The 23,730-nt window shown below is 51.3% G+C and carries 22 protein-coding genes; 7 read left to right on the forward strand and 15 right to left on the reverse strand.

The annotated features are described in order from the left end of the window. Positions 1-104 precede the first annotated feature (104 nt). Entirely contained in the window at positions 105-809 is a 705-nt protein-coding gene (locus tag B5G27_RS02955; protein WP_087177478.1) for a glycosyltransferase family 2 protein, read from the reverse strand. Between the two features lie 6 nt (positions 810-815). Further along, positions 816-2,438, reverse strand: a complete 1,623-nt coding sequence (locus B5G27_RS02960) for a GGDEF domain-containing protein (protein ID WP_087177479.1) — start codon at positions 2,436-2,438, stop codon at positions 816-818. A 219-nt stretch (positions 2,439-2,657) separates the two neighbouring features. Between B5G27_RS02960 and B5G27_RS02965 the strand changes: the two genes are divergently transcribed. From B5G27_RS02965 to B5G27_RS02985, 5 genes are read left to right on the forward strand one after another with little or no spacing between them, the layout of a single operon-like run. Beyond that, positions 2,658-3,509 carry an ABC transporter ATP-binding protein gene (locus B5G27_RS02965; protein WP_087177480.1) on the forward strand — a complete coding sequence of 284 codons (852 nt, stop codon included), beginning with the start codon at positions 2,658-2,660 and terminating at the stop codon, positions 3,507-3,509. Then, positions 3,506-4,243, forward strand: a complete 738-nt coding sequence (locus B5G27_RS02970) for an ABC transporter permease (RefSeq protein ID WP_087177481.1) — start codon at positions 3,506-3,508, stop codon at positions 4,241-4,243. The genes B5G27_RS02965 and B5G27_RS02970 overlap by 4 nt, the downstream gene beginning before the upstream one ends. A gap of 32 nt (positions 4,244-4,275) precedes the next feature. Further along, a complete protein-coding gene (locus B5G27_RS02975; RefSeq protein ID WP_087177482.1) occupies positions 4,276-4,650 on the forward strand; it encodes a GntR family transcriptional regulator in 375 nt (124 codons plus the stop codon). A 3-nt stretch (positions 4,651-4,653) separates the two neighbouring features. Further along, positions 4,654-5,517 (forward strand): ABC transporter ATP-binding protein, encoded by an 864-nt coding sequence (locus B5G27_RS02980; RefSeq protein WP_087177483.1) that lies wholly within the window; start codon positions 4,654-4,656, stop codon positions 5,515-5,517. Continuing rightward, positions 5,514-6,158, forward strand: coding sequence for an ABC-2 transporter permease (locus B5G27_RS02985; protein ID WP_087177484.1), 645 nt, complete (start codon positions 5,514-5,516; stop codon positions 6,156-6,158). Before B5G27_RS02980 ends, B5G27_RS02985 begins: the two co-directional genes overlap by 4 nt. A gap of 37 nt (positions 6,159-6,195) precedes the next feature. Here B5G27_RS02985 and B5G27_RS02990 read toward each other — a convergent pair whose 3' ends face one another. The 3 genes from B5G27_RS02990 to B5G27_RS03000 all read right to left on the reverse strand — a co-directional run bounded on the left by B5G27_RS02990 (position 6,196) and on the right by B5G27_RS03000 (position 8,950). Further along, positions 6,196-6,570, reverse strand: coding sequence for a heavy-metal-associated domain-containing protein (locus tag B5G27_RS02990; RefSeq protein WP_087177485.1), 375 nt, complete (start codon positions 6,568-6,570; stop codon positions 6,196-6,198). A gap of 86 nt (positions 6,571-6,656) precedes the next feature. After that, entirely contained in the window at positions 6,657-8,657 is a 2,001-nt protein-coding gene (feoB, locus tag B5G27_RS02995; protein WP_087177486.1) for a ferrous iron transport protein B, read from the reverse strand. Between the two features lie 80 nt (positions 8,658-8,737). Then, on the reverse strand, positions 8,738-8,950 hold the full coding sequence (locus B5G27_RS03000) for a FeoA family protein (RefSeq protein ID WP_087177734.1): 213 nt from the start codon (positions 8,948-8,950) through the stop codon (positions 8,738-8,740). 234 nt (positions 8,951-9,184) lie between these two features. Here B5G27_RS03000 and B5G27_RS03005 point away from each other — a divergent pair, with 234 nt between their 5' ends. After that, entirely contained in the window at positions 9,185-9,544 is a 360-nt protein-coding gene (locus B5G27_RS03005; protein WP_087177735.1) for a metal-dependent transcriptional regulator, read from the forward strand. A gap of 102 nt (positions 9,545-9,646) precedes the next feature. Here the strand turns inward: B5G27_RS03005 and B5G27_RS03010 are convergent, their stop codons facing one another. Then, on the reverse strand, positions 9,647-10,594 hold the full coding sequence (locus tag B5G27_RS03010) for an L-lactate dehydrogenase (protein ID WP_087177487.1): 948 nt from the start codon (positions 10,592-10,594) through the stop codon (positions 9,647-9,649). A gap of 199 nt (positions 10,595-10,793) precedes the next feature. On the opposite strand from B5G27_RS03010, the gene B5G27_RS03015 reads away from it, so the two are divergent. Beyond that, positions 10,794-11,306, forward strand: coding sequence for a ferritin (locus B5G27_RS03015; protein ID WP_087177488.1), 513 nt, complete (start codon positions 10,794-10,796; stop codon positions 11,304-11,306). 63 nt (positions 11,307-11,369) lie between these two features. Here the strand turns inward: B5G27_RS03015 and B5G27_RS03020 are convergent, their stop codons facing one another. From B5G27_RS03020 to B5G27_RS03060, 9 genes are all read right to left on the reverse strand, one after another. After that, the gene (locus tag B5G27_RS03020; protein ID WP_087177736.1) at positions 11,370-12,899 is read right to left on the reverse strand and encodes a sodium:solute symporter family transporter; all 1,530 of its coding nucleotides are present in this window, start codon (positions 12,897-12,899) and stop codon (positions 11,370-11,372) included. 271 nt (positions 12,900-13,170) lie between these two features. After that, positions 13,171-14,748 carry a putative ABC exporter domain-containing protein gene (locus B5G27_RS03025; protein ID WP_087177489.1) on the reverse strand — a complete coding sequence of 526 codons (1,578 nt, stop codon included), beginning with the start codon at positions 14,746-14,748 and terminating at the stop codon, positions 13,171-13,173. Next, positions 14,745-15,443, reverse strand: coding sequence for an ABC transporter ATP-binding protein (locus B5G27_RS03030; RefSeq protein WP_087177490.1), 699 nt, complete (start codon positions 15,441-15,443; stop codon positions 14,745-14,747). Before B5G27_RS03030 ends, B5G27_RS03025 begins: the two co-directional genes overlap by 4 nt. A gap of 103 nt (positions 15,444-15,546) precedes the next feature. After that, a complete protein-coding gene (locus tag B5G27_RS03035) occupies positions 15,547-16,437 on the reverse strand; it encodes an NAD(P)-dependent oxidoreductase (protein ID WP_087177491.1) in 891 nt (296 codons plus the stop codon). Continuing rightward, positions 16,437-17,108, reverse strand: coding sequence for an acyltransferase (locus B5G27_RS03040; RefSeq protein WP_087177492.1), 672 nt, complete (start codon positions 17,106-17,108; stop codon positions 16,437-16,439). Before B5G27_RS03040 ends, B5G27_RS03035 begins: the two co-directional genes overlap by 1 nt. Next, on the reverse strand, positions 17,109-19,202 hold the full coding sequence (locus B5G27_RS03045; RefSeq protein ID WP_087177493.1) for a DNA topoisomerase: 2,094 nt from the start codon (positions 19,200-19,202) through the stop codon (positions 17,109-17,111). It abuts the gene before it with no gap. Between the two features lie 106 nt (positions 19,203-19,308). Continuing rightward, complete coding sequence (locus B5G27_RS03050; protein ID WP_087177494.1) at positions 19,309-20,361, reverse strand: aldose epimerase family protein; 1,053 nt, start codon at positions 20,359-20,361, stop codon at positions 19,309-19,311. A gap of 162 nt (positions 20,362-20,523) precedes the next feature. After that, positions 20,524-22,650, reverse strand: a complete 2,127-nt coding sequence (ppk1, locus tag B5G27_RS03055) for a polyphosphate kinase 1 (protein WP_087177495.1) — start codon at positions 22,648-22,650, stop codon at positions 20,524-20,526. Positions 22,651-22,740: 90 nt separating this feature from the next. Then, positions 22,741-23,604, reverse strand: coding sequence for a patatin-like phospholipase family protein (locus tag B5G27_RS03060; protein ID WP_087177496.1), 864 nt, complete (start codon positions 23,602-23,604; stop codon positions 22,741-22,743). Between the last annotated feature and the right edge of the window lie 126 nt (positions 23,605-23,730).

Raw genomic sequence — 23,730 nt, forward strand, 5'->3', positions numbered from 1 at the left:
TTTATCTCCGGCGAACACCCAGTTCTTCTGGATCCTGTATGACGCGAAGAACAGGGCTGTATCGCAGAAAATCTTCCACAGCGGCGTCACCGTGACAAAGCGGCTCAGCGCAAAGAGAAAAGCGCTTTGAGGACACTGGCACTGTCCCTGAACGGGCGGAAATGGGAGCCCGTGTTTCCGTCTTCATAGATTGTCCGTATCGGCCTGTCCACGATAGGCACTCCGTTTTTCGCGCAGGAGACCAGCATCTGTGTCTCATACTCAAACCGCTCTCCCGGTATCTCCCGCATCAGATTCAGAAGACTCCCGTCAAACGCGCGGAGTCCTGTCTGAGTATCCCTGAGCCACTCCCCGCACACAAGCCAGAAAAGGAACGAGACAGCCCGGTTCCCGAAAAGAGACCGGAACGGCACTCCTTTTTCTGAAAAATCTCTCACCCCGAGAATAAGCGTCCCCGGTTCCACTGCTGCCAGTCCGAGGATATGCTCCACATCTTCCGGAGAGTGCTGCCCATCGCAGTCCACGCAGATGATACGGCTTCTCTTCCCTGTCTGCTCCTCCACGTAAGCGAACGCAGTCTTCAGCGCTCTTCCCTTTCCCCGGTTTTTCTCATGCCGCAGGACAGTGCAGCCTTTCATCTCCTCAATCCTGCCAAATATATGTCTGCTGGCGTCTCCGGACCCATCGTCCACCACCAGGACAGAAGCGCAGATTCTCTGCTGTAACTCCGTGATATATGCGCACAATCCGTCCCCCGGCTCCAGCGCCGGGATAATGATCCAGTTCTTCATGGTCTCACACTCTTTCATTTCCCGTCACTCTTCCCTGCTCTTAAGATCCAGCAGCCTGCTCCTCGGACAGTCCTCCCGGCATCTGATGCATTCCTTCTTCATGCAGGATATTTTTTCTTTATTGATATAACAGCGGTCCTTTCCAAGATATTTCGCGATATAGAGGGCGGTGTCCGCACACTTGTACAGCCCTTTATATGTCCGCACCTTACCGTCTATGGGGACAGCCCCGATGCTGACCGAAACTCCGTATTTCTTATAATATGTTTCGAGCCCCTCCCTGACACCGGACATTACCGCACAGAAAATTTCCTCCAGCCTCTCATCGGGAACCGGTCCTGAGATCAGCGCTGCAAACTCATCACCGCCAAGCCGTCCCAGACTGTCATCCTTTCGGAAACACTCTCTCAGACATGCCGCGAACCTCTCCAGCACCCGGTCGCCCTCAGGATGCCCCTCTGAATCATTAACCCTTTTAAAATTGTCAAGGTCAAAGAGTACAAAGGTCCCCGCAGGGGTCTCCTGCTTCAGGAATATTTCCACCCGCTTCTCCATCCCTCTCCTGTTATAGAGCCCGGTAAGCTTATCCCGCTCTGCCTCTGTCCTTGCCCGGGACAGCTCATCCTTCATCCGGTGCATCCCTTCTGCCTGATCCAGATATCCCTTCTCCAGTTCTGATATGGCGGCCACAAATGCCTGCACCTCAGGTATCCCGGCATCCGCGGCCCCTGAGCCCGCCGCTCCCGCCAGGACCCTGCTGATGTCTTCCTTCACAGTCTCAAAATGCCGGAACAGGTATTTTTTCAGATAATAGCGCACGAGCAGGATCGCCGCGGTACTGACAGCCCCGATGCCGATGAGCCCCTCCCAGAAAGACCATGTCATATCCGCGAACACTGTATCCAACGCGGAAAAAGCGACCAGATAATACCCCTCCGTCTCCCTCACGAGGACCCTCTGATACACTTCATTCACCCGCAGGACAGCAGCCCTTCTGTCCGCCATGGACTCCAGCAGGCCCAAAAACTCAGAAGCCGTATCAATGCCTGCCAGTTCAAAATCCTGGGCATTATTCCTCGTAAACCCGATGATCTCCCCGGTCTCTGGGTCCACTGCCATGATCCCTGTCCGGTGCTCTGTCGTCGCCTGCCGGAGTGTGGAGCGCATCAGGTCTTCCCGGTCCATCAGCCCAAGCCTGCCGGGATCCGCGTCCACCCGGACCGCTGCGAAGCGGTCAGACTGAGCCTTTACCGTCACATGGAAGACAGATTCCTCGCTCTCATCCCCCGTCCGGTCTTCGGTGCTCATCAGGATTTCGCCGGAATTTCCGATGACAGTGACCGCGCGGACTTCCATGAGCTCTTTTATGATCTGAAGCTCCTCTTCGGAGACCAGTCCGGGGCCGGATGACAGGATATACTCTGCCGCCCTGGCTCTCTTTAAATAGTCTTCTTCCAGAAGCTCCAGCCTCTCCCTGTAATCTTCGGAGTTATGGGAAAGATTCTCCTCTACCCCATCCAGGAGCTGGCGTAAGTAATGGATGTTCTCCGCTCGGCTGCGGCCGTACAGGCTGACCGTAAAGATCAGCACAGTCATGACCGCTGACATCCCGAGGACAAGCGCCAGTCTCTGATAAAGTTTTCTCATATGCCGCGCCTCCCTGCATTTCCGCCACACCTGTCTCTAGGATGTGCTGCCTGATGCTTTTCTATACTCCGCCGCGCCTGCTTTCTCTGTGGCTCTGTCCAAAAACATCTTCCTCTCTTGATTTTTCACAACTGTATATATTTGATATTGACAGTTACTACAGTTTATGTTAATCTGTACTTGTCAGATAAGTACAGTAATCACAAAGGAGTGAATCAGATGAATCAGCATTATATATCCATACGGCATCTTTCCAAAAAGTTCAGCAAAGACTTTGTGCTGAAGGATGTAAACGCAGAACTCGGGAAAGGCGAGATCCTTGGTTTCCTGGGCCCCAGCGGAGCAGGCAAGACCACGACCATCAAGATCCTGACCGGACAGCTCCGCCCCACTTCCGGGGAGGCGGAAGTGCTCGGCATCCCCTGTGACCATATCGATGAAAGGATCTATGAGCAGATCGGCATCGTCACGGACGTCAGCGGCGTCTATGAGAGGATGAGCGTATATGACAACCTGAAATATTTCGCACGTCTCCTGAATGTTCCCCTCAGGGAGATCGATCCTCTCCTGAAACGGATCGGCCTCTATGAGCACCGCAAAAAGCCTGCGTCAAAGCTGTCCAAAGGACAGACACAGAGGCTGATCCTCGCCAGGGCGATCCTCCACAGGCCGAAGGTGCTCTTCCTCGATGAACCGACAAGCGGCCTGGACCCGTCCACAGCGCTTGAGGTGCATAAGCTTTTGATGGAGTTGAGGGACGAGGGCATGTCCATCTTCCTCACCACCCACAACATGGAGGAAGCGACGAAACTGTGCGACCATGTAGCTCTTTTAAACGAGGGTGTTATCGTGGAGTACGGCTCACCGGAAGAGATCTGCCTGAAATATAACCGGAACAAAAAGTACCGTGTCCAGCTCACGGACGGGACCAGGCATCTCTTAGAGCAGAATTCTCAGGCAGCGGAAAAGATCGCGTCCTGGATGGCCAGCGGCCGGATCGAGACGCTCCACTCCTGCGAACCCACGCTGGAGACAGTATTCTTAGAAGTGACAGGGAGGGAATTACAATGAAAATGAAACCAGTACATCTGCGGAAACTTGCCGCGATCATGGAAGTAAAAGGAAAAGCGCTGTTCAGCAAGAACTTTATCATTATGCCCATCTTTTCTCTTGGGTTTACTTTCCTTATGAAAACGATCTACGGGGCAGTCACAAAAGGCGCCTTTGATATGAGCGCCTATGCCCTTGCCCTGGGCGTGCTCATGAACCTCATGATGGTAGGCGTCTACTGTACGGCAGCTGCCCTTGCGGAAGAAAAAGAAAAAAATACGCTCCGCACGCTCATGACGTCCTCTGTAAACGGGCTGGAGTTTTTCCTGGGGAGCCTGATCCCTGTCGTCCTGATGTCCACAGTTGTGAATGTGCTCTGCGCATTTATCGCCGGATTTGACATGGGGCTGTCCCAGTGGATCCCTTATCTCGCGATCACAGTGGCATGCTCCGCCATCAGCGCGGTCATCGGCATGATCTTCGGTATCTTTGCAAAAACACAGATGTCCGCGGGTACGATCACAACTCCCGCTCTCCTCATCTTAATGATGATTCCCATGTTCTCCGGGTTCAGCGGGACATTGGAAAAGATTTCAGGACTTCTGTTTACCGGGATCATCTTTAACGCCATCGCAAATATCGGCAATGCCCTGCCGGCGGCAGATCTAAAAGGCATCCTTGTCCTTGCCGCGGAGTTCCTCGTATCTGTCGCCGTCTTCCTGGCGCTCTACCGGAAGAACGGGTTCGAGCGGTAAATAAAATACATGTTGTGAGGTGATGCGGATATATGGAAATTATTTTAAGCAATGCGAGTGACCGCCCTATCTACGAGCAGATCACTTCGCAGATCAAAGAGATGATCATGAAAGGGGAGCTGAAACCGGGCGAGCCTATGCCTTCTATGCGCAGGCTCGCCAAAGACCTGCATGTGAGCGTCATCACGACCCAGAGGGCGTATGACGACCTGGCGCGGGACGGCTTTATCGTCACAGTCCCTGCCAAAGGGACCTTTGTCTCCGCGCAGAACCAGGATTTTATCCGGGAAGAGAATCTGCGCAGGGTGGAGAAGCTGCTCTCCGACGCCGCGGCGCTTGGAAGGGAAAACGGCCTCTCCCTTGATGATCTGAAAAATACACTGGAAGTCATTTACACGGAGGAGTGACCTATGGATTACGCGATACAGGTAAAAAACCTGTCAAAAACATACAAAGATTTCAAACTGGACAATATCTCTCTTGACCTGCCCTGCGGGACAGTGATGGGACTGATCGGGGAAAACGGGGCAGGGAAATCCACCTTCATCAACGCCCTTCTCAATATCACAGACTCACAGTACGATCAGGTGACCATCCTGGGGCGCGACCTGAGGACGCAGGAAACACTCATAAAAGAAGATATCGCCGTCATTTTCAGCGATTCCCACTATGACCTGGACTTTACGCCCATCTTTGCCGGGAAAATGCTCTCCATGATCTACAAAAACTGGGATCAGCAGAAATATCTTGATTATCTGGAGCGCTTCGGGCTCCCTCCGAAGAAACGGCTGAAAAAGTTTTCTACCGGCATGCGGGTAAAATTAGAGTTCGCAGCCGCATTAAGCCACGATCCGAAGCTGCTCATCCTCGACGAGGCGACAAGCGGGCTGGATCCGGTCGTGCGCAATGAGATCCTTGATATCCTCAGGGAATTCACTGAGGAGGAAGACCGGGCGGTCCTCATGTCCTCCCACATCACAAGTGACCTGGATAAGATCGCGGATTATATTGCCTACATTCACGAAGGGAAGCTGTTGTTCGTCAGGACATATGACGACCTGCAGAATAACTACGGCATCATCAACTGCGGCAGACAGCTCTTTGACGCCTTAAGCCCGGATGACATCGCGGCTTATAAGAAGGAGGCGTACAGCTACCGCGTGCTGGTTACCAACAAGCAGAAGCTTAAGCGCGTTTTCTCTGACATCCACATTGAAAATGCCTCGATCGAAGATATCATGCTGTTTTATATCAAAGGAGAAAAGATACGATGAAAGGGATCATTCTGAAAGATTTATATGACAATTTCTGTATTCCGAAAAATGCGGCCGCCTACATATTCGCCGGCCTGCTCACCATACCGGTCGGATTCCTGGTCCGTTCCGAATATTATTATATCCTGTTTTCGATGATCATCCTGCCTCTGATCGGCGGCTGTGCCCTGGAATATCCGACAGAGCAGGAAGAAAGAGCAAATTTCACCAGGCTTCTGGCCACATTTCCCGTGTCAATGGCGCAGATCGTGACTGCAAAGTATATCCTCGGGCTCTGTTCTGCTGCAGTCTGCAACCTGTTCGCCCTGATGTGCGCCATGATCCAGGTATATGTCCACCATACGGTCTCTCTGTCGGAAGCGCTGCGCATATGGGGCGTCGGGATCAGCATCTCCCTGATCTTCCTCTCTCTCATATATGTAGGTTATTTCCTTCTCGGCAGACGGTGGGGAACCGTCTTTTTCATCGGCGTAACAATCCTGATCGCTGCTGTATACGGAGCATCCACTGTTCTGGTAGGTATTGAGGCGGTCTTCAGTCTCAGCCCTGTACTGATACTCTGCCTGCTGCTTGCCGGAGCAGTGATGCTGGTGCTCAGCCGCTTTGCCTCAGTCAGGATCTATAAATGGAAGAATTCCTGATCCTGTATCACAGTGGAAAGGAGCAGGCCCGCGCACACTATGTAATACTTGCCACATGGTATCCTGCCTTTTCCACTGCATTCCGAAGGATCTCATCCCCGATCTCTCTGTCACAGGAAATGCGGGCGCTGCCCTTTGAGAGACTGACTACTGCGCTCACACCGTCGATCTGGTTCAGGATCTTCGTCACATCCATCACACAGTGGGCACAGTTCATTCCCGATATCTTCATTGTCCTCCGGCTGACCACACGGCCGGCCAGCTTCTTTTTCGGGATCTTCCCGCTGCCAGGGCAGCTGCCCCCGGCGGGACACCCGATGCACTTCACGCCATTCTTCTTCGCCCTGATCATGTATGCCGCCGCGCTTCCGATCAGGAGCGCCAGGATCATGATCACAATAATGTCTGCCATAACAAACCACGTCCTTTCTATATCCGGCAACAGGCGGCAGACAAAATGATCCTTTTGTCCGCCGTCGGCTTGTTTATGATTTCTTCTTATGCTGCATGCAGGCTGTATTCTGCCGCGAATTCTTTATCAGACTTGCGTATCCTCCACACGATGATCGCCGCAAATACAAGGACTGCGATCAGTCCCGGTACAAACGCTGTACCAAGAGCGCCTGTGGTGATCAGAGTTCCGATCTGGTATACAAAGAATGCTACTGTATATCCGGTTGCAAGCTGCAGGCAGATACCGCCGAACAGCCATTTTCCGCTCTTCATCTCCGAGTTCATCGCTCCGAGTGCCGCAAAGCACGGCGGTGTATACAGATTAAACATCAGGTATGCGAGGGCCGCTGCCTTTGTGAGCGCCATAACTGTAGCCACTTCACTTCCGCTTCCAACAAGCGCCAGCTCATCTGTATCGATCAGGTTTGTAACTCCGTAGACAACCGCCAGAGTACCTACCACGTTTTCCTTTGCGATAAAACCTGTGATCGCTGCCGCCGCAAGCTGCCATACACCGAATCCGAGTGGAATGAACAGGATCGCAAACGGATGCGCGATGCTTGCAAGGATCGAAGTGCTCTCCGCTCCTTCTTCCACGAGCTGGAAATGCCAGTTAAACGTCTGCATGATCTGTACGACTGTGTTGCACACAAGGATGATCGTTCCTGCTTTGATGATATACGCTTTTCCTCTCTCAAGCATGGACACACACGCTCTCTTCAGGCTCGGGAGCTTATATTCCGGGAGCTCGATGATAAAGAAGGATTTGCGGTATTTCTGACCTGTGATCCTCTTCACAAGCAGCGCCCCTAAAAGGACAAGTACAATACCTACCAGATACATTGTAGCAGAAACCCACCACGCATCGGCAAAAAATGCTCCTGCAAATAATGCAATGACCGGAATTTTTGCTCCGCACGGCATAAATGGCGTAAGCATCGCGGTTGTTCTTCTTTCTCTTTCATTGCGGATCGTACGGGAAGCCATAACGCCCGGGATCGCGCATCCTGTTCCGATGACCATCGGGATCACGGATTTTCCTGACAGCCCGACTCTCTTAAAGATCGGATCCAGTACGACTGTCGCGCGGGCCATATAACCGCAGTCTTCCAGAAGGGCAATGAGGAAGTACATCACCATTACGAGCGGAAGGAAGCCGACTACCGCGCCGACACCGCCGATAATGCCGTCAACGAGAAGAGCATACAGCAGTGGGTTGGCGTTTTCCATCAGACCTCCGACCCAGCCCTGGAAGGTTTCAATCCAGCCTACCAGCCAGTCTGCAATCCAGGTTCCCAGCGTTGTCTGCGATATGTAAAAAACAAGGAAGATAACCGCCGCAAAGATCGGGATACCGATGATCTTATGGGTAATGATACTGTCGATCTTGTCCTGGAAATTCTTATCCTTTGTAAACACCTTTCTCTTTTCGACCTGCTTCACGATCCCATTGACAAACTCAAAACGTTTCCTGTCCGCAGCTTCTACCGCTTTTTTGTCTTTCAGGTCAATATCTTCCTGCACATAGGGTGCTTTCTGGGTTTTCCCTTTTAGAGCTGCCGCCTGGGCGACCACCTCTTTGAGTCCCTCATGTCCTGAGGAAGTAGACACCGTCCTTATGACCGGGCATCCCAGCTTTTCAGCCAGGAGCCTGACATCGATCTTTGTCTGCTTCTTATCCGTAAGGTCACTCTTATTCAGGGCGACCACTACCGGGATCCCAAGTTCAAGGAGCTGTGTGGTAAAAAACAGGCTCCGGCTTAAATTCGCCGCATCTACGATATTGACGATCGCATCCGGATTTTCATGCTTCACATAACTGCTGGTAATGCTCTCCTCCGATGTAAACGGAGACATGGAGTAAGCTCCCGGGAGATCTACCGCGGTCAGTTCCTCCCCACCGTCGTAATAAGCCTTTCTGATCAGGCTCTCCTTCCGCTCTACCGTAACACCAGCCCAGTTTCCGACACGCTCGTTTCTGCCTGTCAGTGCATTATACATGGTTGTTTTGCCGCTGTTCGGATTTCCTGCAAAAGCGATTCTCATCTTACAAATCCTCCTTCATTCCGATTAGAATATACTAACCTTTGTGCAAAAAAAATAGCAGTCAGATTACTATTTTTATTTTATATTGAAATAGCTTTCGCTAGATCAGTATCAATATTGTATCTGCCGTCTTTAATAGAGACAACACAGCCTCCCCTCACACGTGAAACAACCGTGATCGGCTCGCCGCTGTAACATCCCAGCGAAAATAAAAACGCTTCCAGTTCTTCATCATCTGTCACGATGTTTTTTACAATATACTCTTCGCCTTCCCTGGCATCCAGTAGATTCATATCAACCAGTCCTTTCGCCATACTGCTGGAGACAGGGCAAACACGCCCATCTCTCAGTCACACTTCTAACCATTGATAGTTTAAACTAACTTTTGTTTTTTGTCAATAACTTGGGAAATATTATTTTCAGAAATATTCATTTGCCCACAAAATCCGGTTGTGTTATACTTGTTAAAGATGTTACCCTCTTTTAAGAGAGTAATGCGTACGAATCTTACGAGCGAGGTGGACAACATGCATACGAATGAATCAGCTGAAAATTATCTGGAAACAATCCTGATCTTAAGCAAGAAGCGTCCGGTCGTACGTTCTGTCGATATTGCCGCAGAACTGAATTTCAAAAAATCCAGTGTCAGTGTGGCAATGAAAAAACTCCGGGAAAACGGAAACATCACCGTCTCCCCGGAAGGGTATATCACTCTCACTCCATCAGGGCAGGAGATCGCGGACCGGATCTATGAGCGGCACACACTTCTCTCCTCATGGTTGGAGAGACTGGGAGTTAACCCGGAAGTCGCAGCAGAGGATGCATGCAGGATCGAACATGTGATCAGCTCCGAAAGCTTTGAAGCGATCAAAAGGCATATCAAATAACGATCAGTCATAAAAATATATTTTCTGATCCCAAAACAAAGCTGACCCCAAAACAAAACCGGCAGTCCTTCCCCTGCCGGTTTTTATCATATCCGTCTCCGCTCATTCGAGTCCGATTTCTTTCAATACACTCTTCAGCTCTTCCGCTGATCCTCTTAATTTCTTTGTCTCTTCCTCATCGAAATTAATCTCCAGTACCTGCTCTGCCCCGCCTTTTCCTATTACTGCCGGTATGCTCAGGCATAAGCCGGACAGTCCGTACTCTCCATTGAGTGAAACCGAAACCGGCGCCACTGTATGGCTGTCTCTTACGATCGCCTCCGCGATCTTTGCGGCAGCCATCCCGATGCCATAGTAAGTCGCACCCTTACGCTCAATGATCTCATAGGCACTGTCCCGAACCGCGTGGTAGATTTCCTCCTTCTCTTTATAAAAGTCTTTGTATCCTTTCATGCGTGCAAACTCTTCCAGGCCTATCCCATAAATATTCGCACAACTCCATACAGCCAGTTCGCTGTCCCCGTGCTCACCCGCGATAAACGCATGCACATTTCTGCTGTCCACATTCAGTTTCTCACTGATCAGATATTTCAGCCTTGCAGTATCCAGCACTGTCCCGGAACCGATGACCCTCTCCTTTGGGAAACCTGATTCTTTCAGTGCCACCTGTGTCAGGATATCCACAGGGTTAGAAACAATAAGAAGGATTCCTTCACACTTCACCCTCTTGATCTCTGAGATGACGGACTGCATGATCTTCGCGTTTTTGTGTACCAGATCCAGTCTCGTCTCGCCTGGTTTCTGGTTAGCCCCCGCAGTGATGATCACCACAGATGCATCTGCAATATCCTCATAGGTTCCCGCATAAATATCCATTGCATGGGAAAACGGCAGGCCATGGCTGATATCCATAGCCTCCCCCTCTGCCTTCGGATGGTCAGCATCCAGCAGGACCATCTCTGAAAACACTCCTTTCTGCATGAGCGTATATGCGATCGTAGAACCCACGAACCCGCATCCTATGACTGCTGCTTTCTGTATATTTACCATATGTTTACTCCTCCTTTATCAGATTTCAGATAATTCCTAGTTAAATACTAGGAATTATCCATATCTTTATTATATAGCTGTTCCCCGAAAACACAAGACCCTTTCAGGTATTTTTTCCCAAACATAACCATTGTTTTTCTCTCCCGGCAGGCTTATACTGTATAAGGATCAAGCAAATACACGAAAGGAGTCCATACATATGTTAAATGAAAAAGTTGCTGAACTTTTAAACACACAGGTCAATAAGGAGTTTTATTCTGCTTATCTGTATCTTGCATTTTCAAACTATTTTTCTGAGGAAGGTCTTAACGGATTTTCAAACTGGTATCTGATCCAGGCACAGGAAGAAAGAGATCACGCAATGCTTTTCGTGCAGTACATGCAGAACAATGATGCCAAGATCACATTCGAAGCGATCGGGAAGCCGGAGTTCTCAGCGGAAAAACATATCGATGTCCTGAACGCCGGGCTGAAGCATGAGCGCTATGTGACTGGCCTCATCAACAATATCTACGGAACAGCCTATGAAGTAAAAGACTTCCGCACCATGCAGTTCCTTGACTGGTTCGTCAAAGAACAGGGCGAGGAAGAGACAAACGCGAACGACCTGATCAAAAAGATGGAACTGTTCGGATCCGATCCGAAGAGCCTGTACCTGCTCGACCAGGAAATGGCGGCGCGCACATATGCCGCGCCATCCCTCGTACTGTAAATCTGTATTTGCGGGGGAGCCGCTGTTAGAGTAAAACGTCCGGCTCCCCCGCAAATTACAGATTTACTCCTGCAGGGAATGTTTCTTCGTGATGGTCACCTTTTCTTCATAGCACTCGAACACTTCCTGTACTTTTTCTTTCTTCAGCTTCGGCGTGATCAGGCTGACCACCGGCACTACGATGAGACCTGCTACCATTGCCGCTGCGCCCGCGTTGATCGGGGATTCGATGTATCCGATAAACATATTGGACACAGTCAGCCCCACTCCTGCGATGAACCCTGCCCACACGCCTGCCCGGGTCACGCCCTTCCAGTACAGCCCGTAGAGGAACGGCGCCAGGAAGGCTCCTGCCAGCGCTCCCCAGGAGATCCCCATGAGCTGCGCGATAAATGTAGGCGGGTCAAGTGCGATGACAACGGATATCACGATGAAGAACACGATCAGCGCCTGCATGGTGATGATCTGCTTCTTTTCTGTCATGTTTTTCATCACATTGTCCTTCAGAAGATCCAGTGTCAGAGTAGAACTGGATGTCAGCACCAGCGATGACAGCGTGGACATGGATGCCGAGAGGACAAGTACGACCACGATCCCGATCAGGATGTCCGGCAGGGCTGAGAGCATATGCGGGATAATGCTGTCGTATACAACTGCCCCTGTCGCCTTGTCGTAGATCTCCGGACCGTCGAAAAGCCGTCCGAATCCGCCGAGGAAATAGCATCCCCCTGATACGACAACAGCAAAAAGCGTGGAGATCACAGTACCTGTGTTAATGGATTTCTCATCCTTGATGGCATAGAACTTTCCGATCATCTGAGGCAGTCCCCATGTTCCCAGGGAAGTGAGGATCACAACTCCGAGAAGGTTTATGGGATCCGGGCCGAAGAAAGAGGTAAACGCGCCCGGCTGTCCCTGTGTCACTGCCACATCGCTTGGAATCTGAGACATCTCAGAGATCGCGTTCATAAATCCGCCCTGACCGCTCAGCACTGCGGCCACTACTGCCACGACCCCGATCAGCATGATGATCCCCTGGATAAAATCATTGATCGCTGTTGCCATATATCCGCCCAGTATGACATAAATCGCCGTAAATGCCGCCATCACGATCACACACCATGTATACGGGATGTTAAATGCCATCTCAAACAGCCTGGAAAGCCCGTTGTACACGGACGCTGTATACGGGATCAGGAATACGAACACGATCACAGATGCTGTGACCTTCAGCGCCTTGCTGTCATATCTCTGTCCGAAGAAATCCGGCATCGTCCTGGATCCGAGGTGCTGTGTCATGACCTTGGTCCTGCGCCCCAGTACGACCCAGGCAAGCAGGCTTCCCAGCACAGCGTTCCCAATGCCGATCCATGTGCTTGCGATCCCGTATTTCCATCCGAACTGCCCTGCATATCCGACGAATACAACCGCCGAAAAATAGGACGTACCGTATGCGAACGCAGTGAGCCAGGGTCCTACAGACCTTCCCCCGAGCACAAACCCGTCCACACTGGCAGTATGGCGTCTGGAATAGATGCCCACCCCGACCATTATGGCAAAGAATATTACAAGTAATACAAGTTTGATCCCCATTTCTTTTTCCTCATCTTTCTGTTTTTCTTTCCTCTCCATCCACTGCCCCATTGCCTGTGCAGCCAGACTTCCCCGTTTGCTAACTCGCTTTAAAGCGCAACGCTTTAAAGCATTAAAGCAACTGCTCATAGGATAACACGGGCTTACCGCCCGTGTCAACTTATTTTCCTACTATTCTTTCCAGTATTTTTCCGGTATTCTTCCGGCCTGTTTCGATACCGGCCATTCTCTGGAACAGGGCTGATCCCGTCCCTGCACCATACTGCCCTTTTCAGACAAACTGTTCCATCGTTTCAAACCTGAGTGATGCCAGGAATCCCATCGCAGCGGTGACCATCACACTGTACACCAGAAGGATCGGGAAGATCAGCCCGGTATTGATAAAGATCCCGACAATGACCGCTACTCCAGCTCCCATTCCCAGGAGAGCGAACTGGACACACATCCTCAGCACGTCCTGCCCGGTCTTCCCGAAGATCTCTCCCACCAGGCACTGGGCGATCACCTTTGTATACAGCCGGTCCGCCTGGAGCACAGCATAGATCAGGATGCAGAACACCACATACACAGGCTCCACATGCCAGAAGATCCCTACGGGGATACAGATGATGCACCCGTCCACAAGGGCTTTGACATGCTCCATCAGAGTCGCGTACCACAGCTTCTTCATCGGGGTGTCCGGTATCAGATACAGATAGGGGTTTTTCAGCTCATTTTCCCATTTCCCGAGATACCCGCTCATCACGATCGACATGTAGGCAATGACTCCCAGCAGGAAAAATTCAGCCACTCCGGTCTCCATCGCGGCATCCCTCAGCGTATAGCAGAGGAAAAACGCAATGACCACAGCGATCAGTGTGACTTTTGAAAAAATGAAGAATTTCTCTTTTTTATATTCCAGGAGCTGTCTGTAAAAGATCGCCTTTGCGCCTTTTGCGCTGATGCGCTCGCGCACCTGCCGGAATTTTCTCTTCTTCCCGCTGATGCCGAAGACTGTCTCGCCGTTTTTCTGCCTCTTCTTTATCTCTGCATAATCGTCCGCAAATTTTGCCGCTTCCTCATAATATCCCCCGCTGCACTGCATACGGCTCACAGCTGCCACTGACACGATCACTGATGCCGCATAGAGGCAGGAACAGATTACATTGAGCAGGGTCGGCCCGAGCAGGATCAGGCGGTACGCGGCGATCTGCCATCCGATCACCGGGATCATCTGGAGCACATCCCAGTCAACAAACGCGGACGCTGATCCCACGGTCATCCCGTTCTTCCTGAAGTACAGTACGACCAGGAGAGTAAAACCGATGAGGAACACCTTGATGAACGTGCGGATCCCTTTCATCAGTTTCTCCGGCAGGCGGTCATTCGTATACAGGAATACCATGACCGAAATTTCCAAAGCCAGTTCCATCACTCCTCCGGCGAGGATGAGCAAAAGCACTTTCCACGGTGCCACCTGGAATACAGTCAGTCCTCCGATGGCAAGGACGACCCACAGTACCACGGACAGCACGTAATTCATCCAGGCCGAGTTCAGGAGCACCACCTTGGGACTGATGGGAGCTGTAAATACAAAGTGCGCGTGGGCAGGTTTGAACAGGATCCCTTTCCTGGAAGAATATGCCATAAAGTTCCCGAGAGTAGCATAAATACACCATGCTGTAATAATGATCAGAAGCCCTCTCACGGAATCCATACGGATACTCACAGCCAGGCTGCCCAGGGAGACCACGATGAAGATCCCGTATCCGATGGCAAAGATCAGCGCGATCAGGGTCGAGGGTTTCTGTACTGCCTTTTTCAGATTATTCACCAGGCTGCGTCTGGTAAGATACATCAGCGCTCTCATTGCTTCTCACCACCTGTCATAGCGAAGAAGAGATCATCCAGGTCTCTTCCCTCTGCGTCGGATTTTGTATAGGAACCGATGATGCGTCCCTTTTCCATCACAAACATCACATCCCAGAGTTCTTCCACCATCTCCAGCATATGTGTGCTGATCAGGACCGTCACGCCCTGATCCCTCAGGCGCAGGACCACCTCTTTGAGCATCCTGATCGCCGCCGGGTCAAGACCTACCATAGGCTCATCCAGGAGGATCACCTTCGGCTTCACAGCGAGGGCACAGCAGATGCTCACCTTCTGCATCATCCCTTTTGACAGCTCATTCCCCAGCTTATCCTGCTTGTCATCCATCTCGAATTCCTTCAGGATCTCCTCGATCTCTTCGTCCGTAATATCGCTGCTGTATGCCATCCTGACATATTCGATATGTTCCCTCACAGTGAGCGCCTCAAACATATTCGGGATTTCCGGCACGTAGGCAAAGATCCTCTTCGCTTCAAGCCTTCTCGCAGGGATCCCGTCAATAAGGATCGTGCCTTTGTATCTGAGCAGCCCCGCGATACTTTTTATGATCGTGGATTTTCCCGCGCCGTTCGGCCCGAGGAGGATGCCCACCTGCCCGTCCGGGACAGTAAAGCTGACTTCATCCACCGCCAGATTTTTTCCATATGATTTGCTCAAGCCCTGTATCTCTAACATACTGCCTCCTGTCTGTGCGGAGAGAAAAAAGCCCCGCACCACTGTACTGTTGATTTAGTACAATAATACGAGACTCTTTTCCGTTTGTCAATAGATATCTTATTTACTCTTCTTCACCGCTGTAACGGTGCTCTTCATCATAAAATTTCATGAGCGCCTGTGTCCCGAGCTCACCGCATCCTTCCGCCTCAAGCTCCTCGCAGTTTGCCAGCACCTGGCTCAGAACCCCCAGGTCGATGCCGCTTTTGTTCGCCTCGATGAGGGCCAGCTTCATATCCTTTATGAAATGCTTCATAAAAAATCCCGGCGCATAATCCCCTGCAATGATCTTTGGCCCGTAGAGATCGAGCTGCCTGCTGCCCGCCGCCCCGGTGGCAACGGACTTCATAAATGTATCCGGGTCAAGCCCCTTCTCTTTCGCATAAGTGAGGGCTTCACACACTCCCGAGAGAGTTCCTGCGATCATGATCTGGTTTGCCAGCTTACAGTGCTGCCCGCTGCCTGCCTTACCCTCATAATTGATATTCGTCCCCATCGCCTCAAAAAGAGGATGGCATGCTTCATAGTCCTGGCGCTCACCGCCCACGAGGATGGAAAGTGTTCCCTCTTTTGCCCCTGTATCCCCTCCGGTCACAGGCGCGTCCAGCACATGGAAGCCTCTCTTCGTGCCCTCCTCACAGATTTTCTCTGCCAGCATAGGGCTTGTGGTCGTCATATCGATCAGATAAGTCCCGGGCGATGCGCTGTCAAGGATATTTCCGCTGTCAAAATACACTTCTTCCACATCCTGGGGGAACCCTACGATGGTGATGACAGCATCCCTGTCCTTCACGCACTCCGCGATCGAATCATGGAACACAGCCCCCTCGCTGATCACATCTTCTACTTTTGCCTTTGTGCGCGCGTAAATATGGACTTCATATCCCTCCTTCATGAGATTGCGGACCATGGATCTTCCCATGATCCCAACTCCGATAAACCCGATCTTTCTCATCAGTCCGCCCTCTTCTCTACAACTTCGCCCTGCTTCTTGTAGATGCTGTTCCCCGGGACAAACCCGCGGACAGAGGAGAGCGGATAAATATTGCTGTGGCTTCCCACAACAGTTCCCGGATTGAGCACGCTTCCGCATCCGACTTCCACTTCATCTCCCAGCATGGCGCCGAACTTCTTCATGCCTGTCTCGATATTTCCTTCCGGCGTCTTGACAACGACCAGTTTTTTGTCAGATTTTACATTTGACGTAATAGAGCCCGCGCCCATGTGGGATTTATATCCGAGGATGGAATCTCCCACGTAATTGTAGTGCGGCACCTGTACTTTATTAAAGAGGATCACATTCTTAAGCTCCGTGGAATTACCGACCACAGCGCCCTCTCCGACGATGGCATTGCCGCGGATAAACGCACAGTGGCGGACCTCCGCATCCTTTCCGATGATCGCAGGGCCATTGATGTATGCGGTGGGAGCCACCTTTGCAGATCTTGCGACCCACACATTCTCCCCTCGCTTCTCGTACTCATCGCTGCTCAGCGTGTTTCCAAGCTCTACGATGAAGCTGCTGATCTTCGGCAGGACTTCCCACGGGTAAGTCACGCCTTCAAAAATATCCTTTGCGATCGTCTGATCCAGTGTGTAGAGTTCTTTTACTGTCAATGCTTCCATTTATTTTTCTCCTTTTCTGCCGCTTCCGGCCTTTTTATAAAAACCTGCCGCTCTGTCATAGCAGGCTCTTAGCTGATACTGGTTATTCATTCCTTTTACGCCGACAGTCCTCCTGGTGATAAAATCATCCAGCTTCTTCATGTATTCATCCGGCGTGATACTCCCCTCTGCCACATAGGTAAGCCCCTTCTCCCAGCTTGCAGTGAGCTCCGGGTTCAGGAGCGGGCGGATGGAATGATCCACCACATCATACACCATCTCCCCCTGGAGGGTCGGTGTGATGATCTGCGTCTTTTTATTCAGGGCAAGATACTGGATATGTATCAGCTTCTTCAGGATCTCCGCCCTTGTGGCGCTGGTACCGATGCCGCTGCCCTTGATCTGCGCCCTCAGCTCCTCGTCCTCGATGAGCTGTCCTGCATTTTCCATTGCAAGGATAATGGAACCGGAATTGTATCTCTTCGGCGGGGAGGTCTCCCCCTCCTTGATCTCTAACGACTTCACAGGGAGGACCGTCCCTTTTTTCAGCGTCTTTATCACTTCAAACAGTGCTGTATCCAGGTTCTGGTCTGCGCTTTCCCCGCTGTCCTTTTCTGCGCCAGTCTCCTGCGTACCTTCCTCCCCGGGCTCCGGCGTCCGGGGATCCTGAGAGCTTCCCTGCGCCTGCTTCCTGCCCTGGGGGATACCCGCCACTTTCAGGTAACCCTCTTCCGCCAGCACCTTAAAGCTTGAGAAAAAGCTCTCGCCCCGGATCTTCGAGACGATGGCCACCTTCTGATACACTGCCGGCGGATAGAAAATACTCAGAAATCTCCTCACGATCAGGTCATATACTTTGTGGGACACAGACTGCAGAGAGTTGAGAGCCCCAAGCCCCTGCCCTGTGGGGATGATGGCATAATGGTCCGTGATCTGTTTGTCATTGACATACCGGGTCTTTGCCAGGCCTTTGTGTGACCCGAAGCCCAGGATGTCCTTCAGATACGGCGCGGCCATCGGATATTTGGACAGGCCGTTCAGATTCCTGCTGATCTCCTTTGCCACTGCGGTGGACAGGACTCTGGCGTCTGTCCTCGGATAAGTCACCAGCTTCTTCTCATAGAGTTCCTGGATGATCCGCAGCGTCTCATCCGGGCTGATCTTGAAGCGCTTGGAACAGTCGTTCTGGAGCTCCGCCAGATTATATAAGAGCGGGGGATTCTTTTTCTCCTTCTTCTTTTCCACAGATTCTATGACACATTGCACAGGCTGTTCTTCTGTAAGATAAGCGATCAGTTCCTCTGCCTTTTTCTTTTCCTTAAACCCATTTTCTTTATATAGGTCAAAGGATTCAAAATACCGGGATCCTCTGACCGCGCGCCACTCTCCTTCAAAGGAGTGCCCCTGGGCGTCCACTGTGCTGACCACCCGGTAGAACGGGGTTTTTACAAATTCCCGGATCTCCCTCTCCCTGCGCACGACCATGCCCAGCACACATGTCATGACCCGGCCGACGGAGATGACCGCGTATTTTTTGTGGAGATAATCCGAGATACTGTTCCCGTATTTCAGCGTCAGGAGCCGGGAAAAATTGATGCCCATCAGGTAATCCTCTTTTGCCCTTAAATAGGCCGAGGCGCTGAGATTATCGTACTCCGACAGGTCTTTCGCCTCCCGGATGCCCCTTAGGATCTCCTCCTCTGTCTGGGAATCGATCCAGACCCTGCGCCGCTTCTTCCCGGTCACATGGGCCTCCTGCTCCACCAGGCGGTAGATATACTCCCCTTCCCTTCCCGAGTCTGTGCACACATAGATCGTATCCACATCCTCCCTGTTCAGGATCGAACTTACAGTCTGAAACTGTTTCGCCACTCCCGGGATCACCTCGTACTTAAATTCTTCCGGAATGAACGGGAGAGTCTGGAGAGTCCACTTTTTCAGCGCCGGGTCATATTCCTCCGGGTAACTCATAGTAACCAGGTGGCCTACGCACCATGTGATGACCGCCTCATCTGATTCGAGGTAGCCGTCCCTTCGTTTTGTGTTCAGTTTTAATGCTTTTGCGAATTCCTGCGCCACACTGGGCTTCTCCGCGATATATACTGCTTTTGCCATATGATGTAGTCTGATCTGTCCTTTTCCCGGACAAGAGACGCCGCAGGTCCACTCCCTACTATGTTATGTAAAAAGAGTGGACCTGCAGCCTTCTCGTCTGTCCGCTTTATTCACGTGTCAGAAAACGGTATGCTGTGCGGGTGTCGTATTTCTCACCCTTTCTGCAGACCGGCTGCGGGAAGTTTTCATGGTGTACAGAGTCCGGATAATACTGCGTCTCAAAGCACACTGCGCCTCTCCTCATATAGGATGCGCCCTCTTTCCCCGGCTCATTGTCCAGGAAATTCGCCGTATAGATCTGGACACCCGGAAGGTCTGTGTATACTTCCATCACGATCCCGCTCTTATCTGATACTGCTTCTGCTACTTTATCAAATCTGCCCTCATTTTTCAACACCCAGTTGTGGTCATATCCGCTGCCGAAACGGAGAGGCTCATAATCCGCGTCGATATCGTCGCCGAGCACTCTTCCTGCCCGGAAGTCCATAGGAGTGCCTTCCACTCCGCGGATCTCCCCTGTGGGGATAGACTCCGCGTCAGCCGGGGTAAAATAGTCTGCGTTTAATGTCACCTTATGATCCAGCACAGATCCGCTGTCATGTCCGTTCAGGTTGAAATAGCTGTGGTTTGTCATATTAATGACTGTATCCTGGTCCGGCACTGCCTCGTAGTGGATGGTAAGCGTATTGTCGTCATCCAGAGTGTACGTCACATGCATATCCAGGGCTCCCGGATACCCCTGGTCACCGTCCGGGCTGTGGAGCAGAAGCGAGATATGTCCGGCATCATATTCCTCCACTTCCCAGAAACGTTTGTGATAATAATCCGGGCCGCTGTGGAGGCTGTTTTTCCCATTGTCGTTTTTCGCCAGGTCATAGTGCACGCCGTTCAGGTCAAACCCTGCCCCGCCGATGCGGTTGGCGCTCCTTCCTACCACAGCCCCAATGGCAGCATCGCCTTTTTCATATCCTGCCGCATCCCCGTATCCGAGTACCACGTCGCGCATCTTCCCCTCTTTGTCAGGGACGAAAAGATCCACCAGGACCGCGCCGTAATCTGACACGCATGCTTTCATCCCGTTTTTGTTCTCCAGAGTGTAGAGATGGGCTTCCTTTCCGTCTGATGTCACTCCGAATCCTGTCGCTTCCTGTTTCTGCATTTTGCTTTCCTCCTGAAAATCCTGTTTTGTGCCTGCCGTCTCCTGACCGGATAAGGCATCCTTCCGTTTTTAAAAACATCTGTATCAATTATACCCTTGATCTGCCTGTCTGTCCATAAGGCCATGACCCGGCGGCAGGTTATTTTTCCTGACTGTTTTTCCCTATTTTTTCTTCTTCCAGAATACGCCGAACACTCTTGCCAGAAGGGAACGCTTTTCCTTTTTCTCTGCGGCCGCGGAAGCCCTGTTCGCGCTGAGCGCTTCTCGCATAAATGTCTCCTGGGCGTTCACCGGGGCTCCTTCCTGGCTTTTCTTTCTGTATGTGCCGTCGCTGTCCATCTGCCTTGCCTTCACATTGTCTGACAGCATGACCTTCAGATCATGCATGAGGCGTCTCCTGATCCCTTCGTCATAGACCGGGCATGCCACTTCCACCCGCTTTTCCGTGTTGCGCGTCATCATGTCCGCAGAACCGATATAGACCTTCGCGTCCGCCCCGGCGCCGAATATGAACACTCTCGGGTGCTCCAGATACCGCCCCACGATACTCGTCACCCGCAGGTTCTCTGTCCTTCCCGGTATCCCCGGCAGGATACAGCATATGCCGCGCACGAGAAGGTCTACACGCACCCCGGCCTGGCAGGCTTCCGCTGTCTTGCGGATAAAATCCATATCTGTCACAGAGTTCATTTTCATGACAATGCGTCCGCGCTCTCCTTTTGCGATCTCCCCGTCCATCAGGGCGAGCACTTTCTGCTTGAGGCTTGTGGGAGACACGATCAGATGGCGGTACACCCCATCCAGATTTCCGATAGACATATTTTTGAAAAACACCGCCGCATCTTCCCCGATCTCCTGGTCCGATGTCATAAGGGAGTAATCCGTGTACATCTTCGCCGTTTTTTCATTGTAATTCCCCGTCCCGATCTGGGTGATATAGCGGATCTCATTTTTATTCCTGTATGTGACCAGGCAGATCTTAGAGTGGACCTTATATCCCTCGATCCCGTAGATCACGCGGCATCCTGCCTCCTCCATCCGCTCTGACCACTCGATATTGTTCTGCTCGTCAAAGCGCGCCCTCAGCTCGATGAGCACTGTCACTTCCTTGCCGTTTTCTGCCGCGGCACAGAGATATTCCACCAGACGGGCCTTCTTTGCCAGCCGGTAGATCGTGATCTTAATGGTCATCACATCCGGGTCTGACGCAGCTTCTCTGATCAGCTGAAGGAATGGATCCATGCTTTCATACGGATAGGCGAGCAGGACATCTTTTTTCTTTACCTGCTCCATCACACTCCCGTCCGTAAGAGACGCCGATGGCTGCGGCGTAAACGGCTCATACGTCAGCGCTCTCTTCATAGGCTCCGGGAGCTTATCCGCGATGGAAAAGATAAACCCGAGCTTCATGGGCATCTTTGTCCGGAAAATACATTTCGGCGTGATCTTAAACCGGCTGCAGAAATATTTTTCCATCTCTTTCCCCAGAGGGGCTGCGGTCTCCAGGCGGACCACCGCCATCCTGCGCCTTTTGTGAAGGGTCTCTTTCATGATGAACCGGAAATCTTCATGGTCCTCAAACGCCTCATCATCAGGAGATACATCCGCATTCCTTGTCACACAGATATAATTTTTATCCGACACCTCGTACTTGTCAAACACAAGCTCCAGGTACTCCATGATCACCTTTTCCATTCGGATATAACGGATGTCATGCCCCGGGAGATACAGGATATCCGATATATACTGCGGGACAGGCACGATCCCGGTCATGTCATGCCCGTTCATTTTCAGATTCGCCACCACATAGATTTCCTTGTTCAAAAGATGCGGGAACGGATGGTTCGCGTCCACGATCTGGGGAGAAAGTACCGGAAGGATCTGTTCTTTAAAATATTTTTTCACATACTTTTTTTCCTGCTGCTCCAGATCCCTGATATCCAGTCCGCACACACCGTATGGCTGGAGCTGTTTCTTGATCTCCGCATAAGTCTTATCCCGCTCCTTATACAGCGGGGCCACTGCCCGGTAGATCGCATCCAGCTGCTGCTCCGGGGTCATGCCGGACCGTATGTCCAGCTTTTTATTATCCACAGCAGCCATATCATACAGGCTGCCCACCCGGATCATAAAAAACTCGTCCAGATTACTCGTAAATATGGCAACAAACTTCATCCGTTCCATAAGAGGGACACTCTCGTCCCTTGCCTCTTCCAGCACTCTCTGGTTAAATCTGAGCCACGACAGTTCCCTGTTCTGCGTATAATCAAGTATCTCAGGCTTTGCCATACCGCTGTCTCCTCTCCTTTCTTCTGCGCTCTCCTGCCCGCTTCTCATCCCAATTCCAGCCCGCCGCTTCATCTCTTCCGCTCTCTGAGATCATTTCTCCAGATATTCCATCAGATCGTCAAATCTTCTCTCCATATAATGGTACCCGTGCTCATAAAAAGCGTAGAGTGTTTCCTTGTTTTTTTCCAGCCTTGACACCGGCTTGACCTGCGGTCTCAGGACAAAGATCTCGCCCCTCTTTTCCAGCTGGTCGATATGGTTCATCATCTTATTATATTCAAAGCTTCTCCTGAATATGGTCCGTACCAGATTCGGATAGGATTTGTATGCCTTCTTATATACCCTCTGCATTGCAGGGGATACGACTTTCTTCCTGTATCCCTCGTTTTTTGTCAGGATGACCACGATCTTATCATTCCCCGTCTCCTGCGCTCTCTTCAAAGGCACGGAATCTGCCAGCCCGCCGTCCAGATAAGGCGTCTCATCCACATTCACGATCGGCGTGAGGAGAGGCATACTGCAGGAAGCCCGGCAGATCTTCATAAGCCGGCTCTTATCCTGCCTGTCATCCATATACTCCGCTTTCCCTGTCAGGCAGTTGGTCGTCACCAGCTCGCACTTTATCTCCGAATGAAAATATGTATCAAAGTCAAAAGGAATAATTTCATTCGGATATTTGTCAAAGATCAGATCCATATTCATCACGCTGCGCTCTTTTACAAAATCCCTCAGTCCGTAATAATAATTCCCGCTCTTGTCCTGCGGTATCATACAGTCCCTTGTCCTTCCTGGCTGCCTGGACACATAGTCCACCGCATTGCACGCGCCGGCAGACACACCGATCACATGGGACAGGTACACATCCTTCTCCATAAGATAATCCAGTGCTCCGGAGGTAAAGACACCTCTTGTAGCTCCTCCCTCCAAAACAAGTGTTGCTTTCTTTATATCCATAATGATGACCTCTTTTCTTAAAACATGATAACTATATTTTAGGCAGAAGAGGGAGAAAAATCAACGCCAAAAGAGTTAAATCTGTATTTGCTGGGGAGCCGGAGATTGGGTAAACGTCTGAAAACC

It is taken from the genome of Lachnoclostridium sp. An76 (assembly GCF_002161355.1).
GTDB classification, from domain to species: Bacteria; Bacillota; Clostridia; order Lachnospirales; family Lachnospiraceae; genus Mediterraneibacter; species Mediterraneibacter caccavium.

Coding starts and splice junctions, on each gene's coding strand:
- B5G27_RS02955 (WP_087177478.1), bottom strand. CDS start 809: ATGAAAGAGTGTGAGACCATGAAGAACTGGATCATTATCCCGGCGCTG.
- B5G27_RS02960 (WP_087177479.1), bottom strand. CDS start 2,438: ATGAGAAAACTTTATCAGAGACTGGCGCTTGTCCTCGGGATGTCAGCG.
- B5G27_RS02965 (WP_087177480.1), top strand. CDS start 2,658: ATGAATCAGCATTATATATCCATACGGCATCTTTCCAAAAAGTTCAGC.
- B5G27_RS02970 (WP_087177481.1), top strand. CDS start 3,506: ATGAAAATGAAACCAGTACATCTGCGGAAACTTGCCGCGATCATGGAA.
- B5G27_RS02975 (WP_087177482.1), top strand. CDS start 4,276: ATGGAAATTATTTTAAGCAATGCGAGTGACCGCCCTATCTACGAGCAG.
- B5G27_RS02980 (WP_087177483.1), top strand. CDS start 4,654: ATGGATTACGCGATACAGGTAAAAAACCTGTCAAAAACATACAAAGAT.
- B5G27_RS02985 (WP_087177484.1), top strand. CDS start 5,514: ATGAAAGGGATCATTCTGAAAGATTTATATGACAATTTCTGTATTCCG.
- B5G27_RS02990 (WP_087177485.1), bottom strand. CDS start 6,570: ATGGCAGACATTATTGTGATCATGATCCTGGCGCTCCTGATCGGAAGC.
- feoB (WP_087177486.1), bottom strand. CDS start 8,657: ATGAGAATCGCTTTTGCAGGAAATCCGAACAGCGGCAAAACAACCATG.
- B5G27_RS03000 (WP_087177734.1), bottom strand. CDS start 8,950: ATGAATCTACTGGATGCCAGGGAAGGCGAAGAGTATATTGTAAAAAAC.
- B5G27_RS03005 (WP_087177735.1), top strand. CDS start 9,185: ATGCATACGAATGAATCAGCTGAAAATTATCTGGAAACAATCCTGATC.
- B5G27_RS03010 (WP_087177487.1), bottom strand. CDS start 10,594: ATGGTAAATATACAGAAAGCAGCAGTCATAGGATGCGGGTTCGTGGGT.
- B5G27_RS03015 (WP_087177488.1), top strand. CDS start 10,794: ATGTTAAATGAAAAAGTTGCTGAACTTTTAAACACACAGGTCAATAAG.
- B5G27_RS03020 (WP_087177736.1), bottom strand. CDS start 12,899: ATGGGGATCAAACTTGTATTACTTGTAATATTCTTTGCCATAATGGTC.
- B5G27_RS03025 (WP_087177489.1), bottom strand. CDS start 14,748: ATGAGAGCGCTGATGTATCTTACCAGACGCAGCCTGGTGAATAATCTG.
- B5G27_RS03030 (WP_087177490.1), bottom strand. CDS start 15,443: ATGTTAGAGATACAGGGCTTGAGCAAATCATATGGAAAAAATCTGGCG.
- B5G27_RS03035 (WP_087177491.1), bottom strand. CDS start 16,437: ATGAGAAAGATCGGGTTTATCGGAGTTGGGATCATGGGAAGATCCATG.
- B5G27_RS03040 (WP_087177492.1), bottom strand. CDS start 17,108: ATGGAAGCATTGACAGTAAAAGAACTCTACACACTGGATCAGACGATC.
- B5G27_RS03045 (WP_087177493.1), bottom strand. CDS start 19,202: ATGGCAAAAGCAGTATATATCGCGGAGAAGCCCAGTGTGGCGCAGGAA.
- B5G27_RS03050 (WP_087177494.1), bottom strand. CDS start 20,361: ATGCAGAAACAGGAAGCGACAGGATTCGGAGTGACATCAGACGGAAAG.
- ppk1 (WP_087177495.1), bottom strand. CDS start 22,650: ATGGCAAAGCCTGAGATACTTGATTATACGCAGAACAGGGAACTGTCG.
- B5G27_RS03060 (WP_087177496.1), bottom strand. CDS start 23,604: ATGGATATAAAGAAAGCAACACTTGTTTTGGAGGGAGGAGCTACAAGA.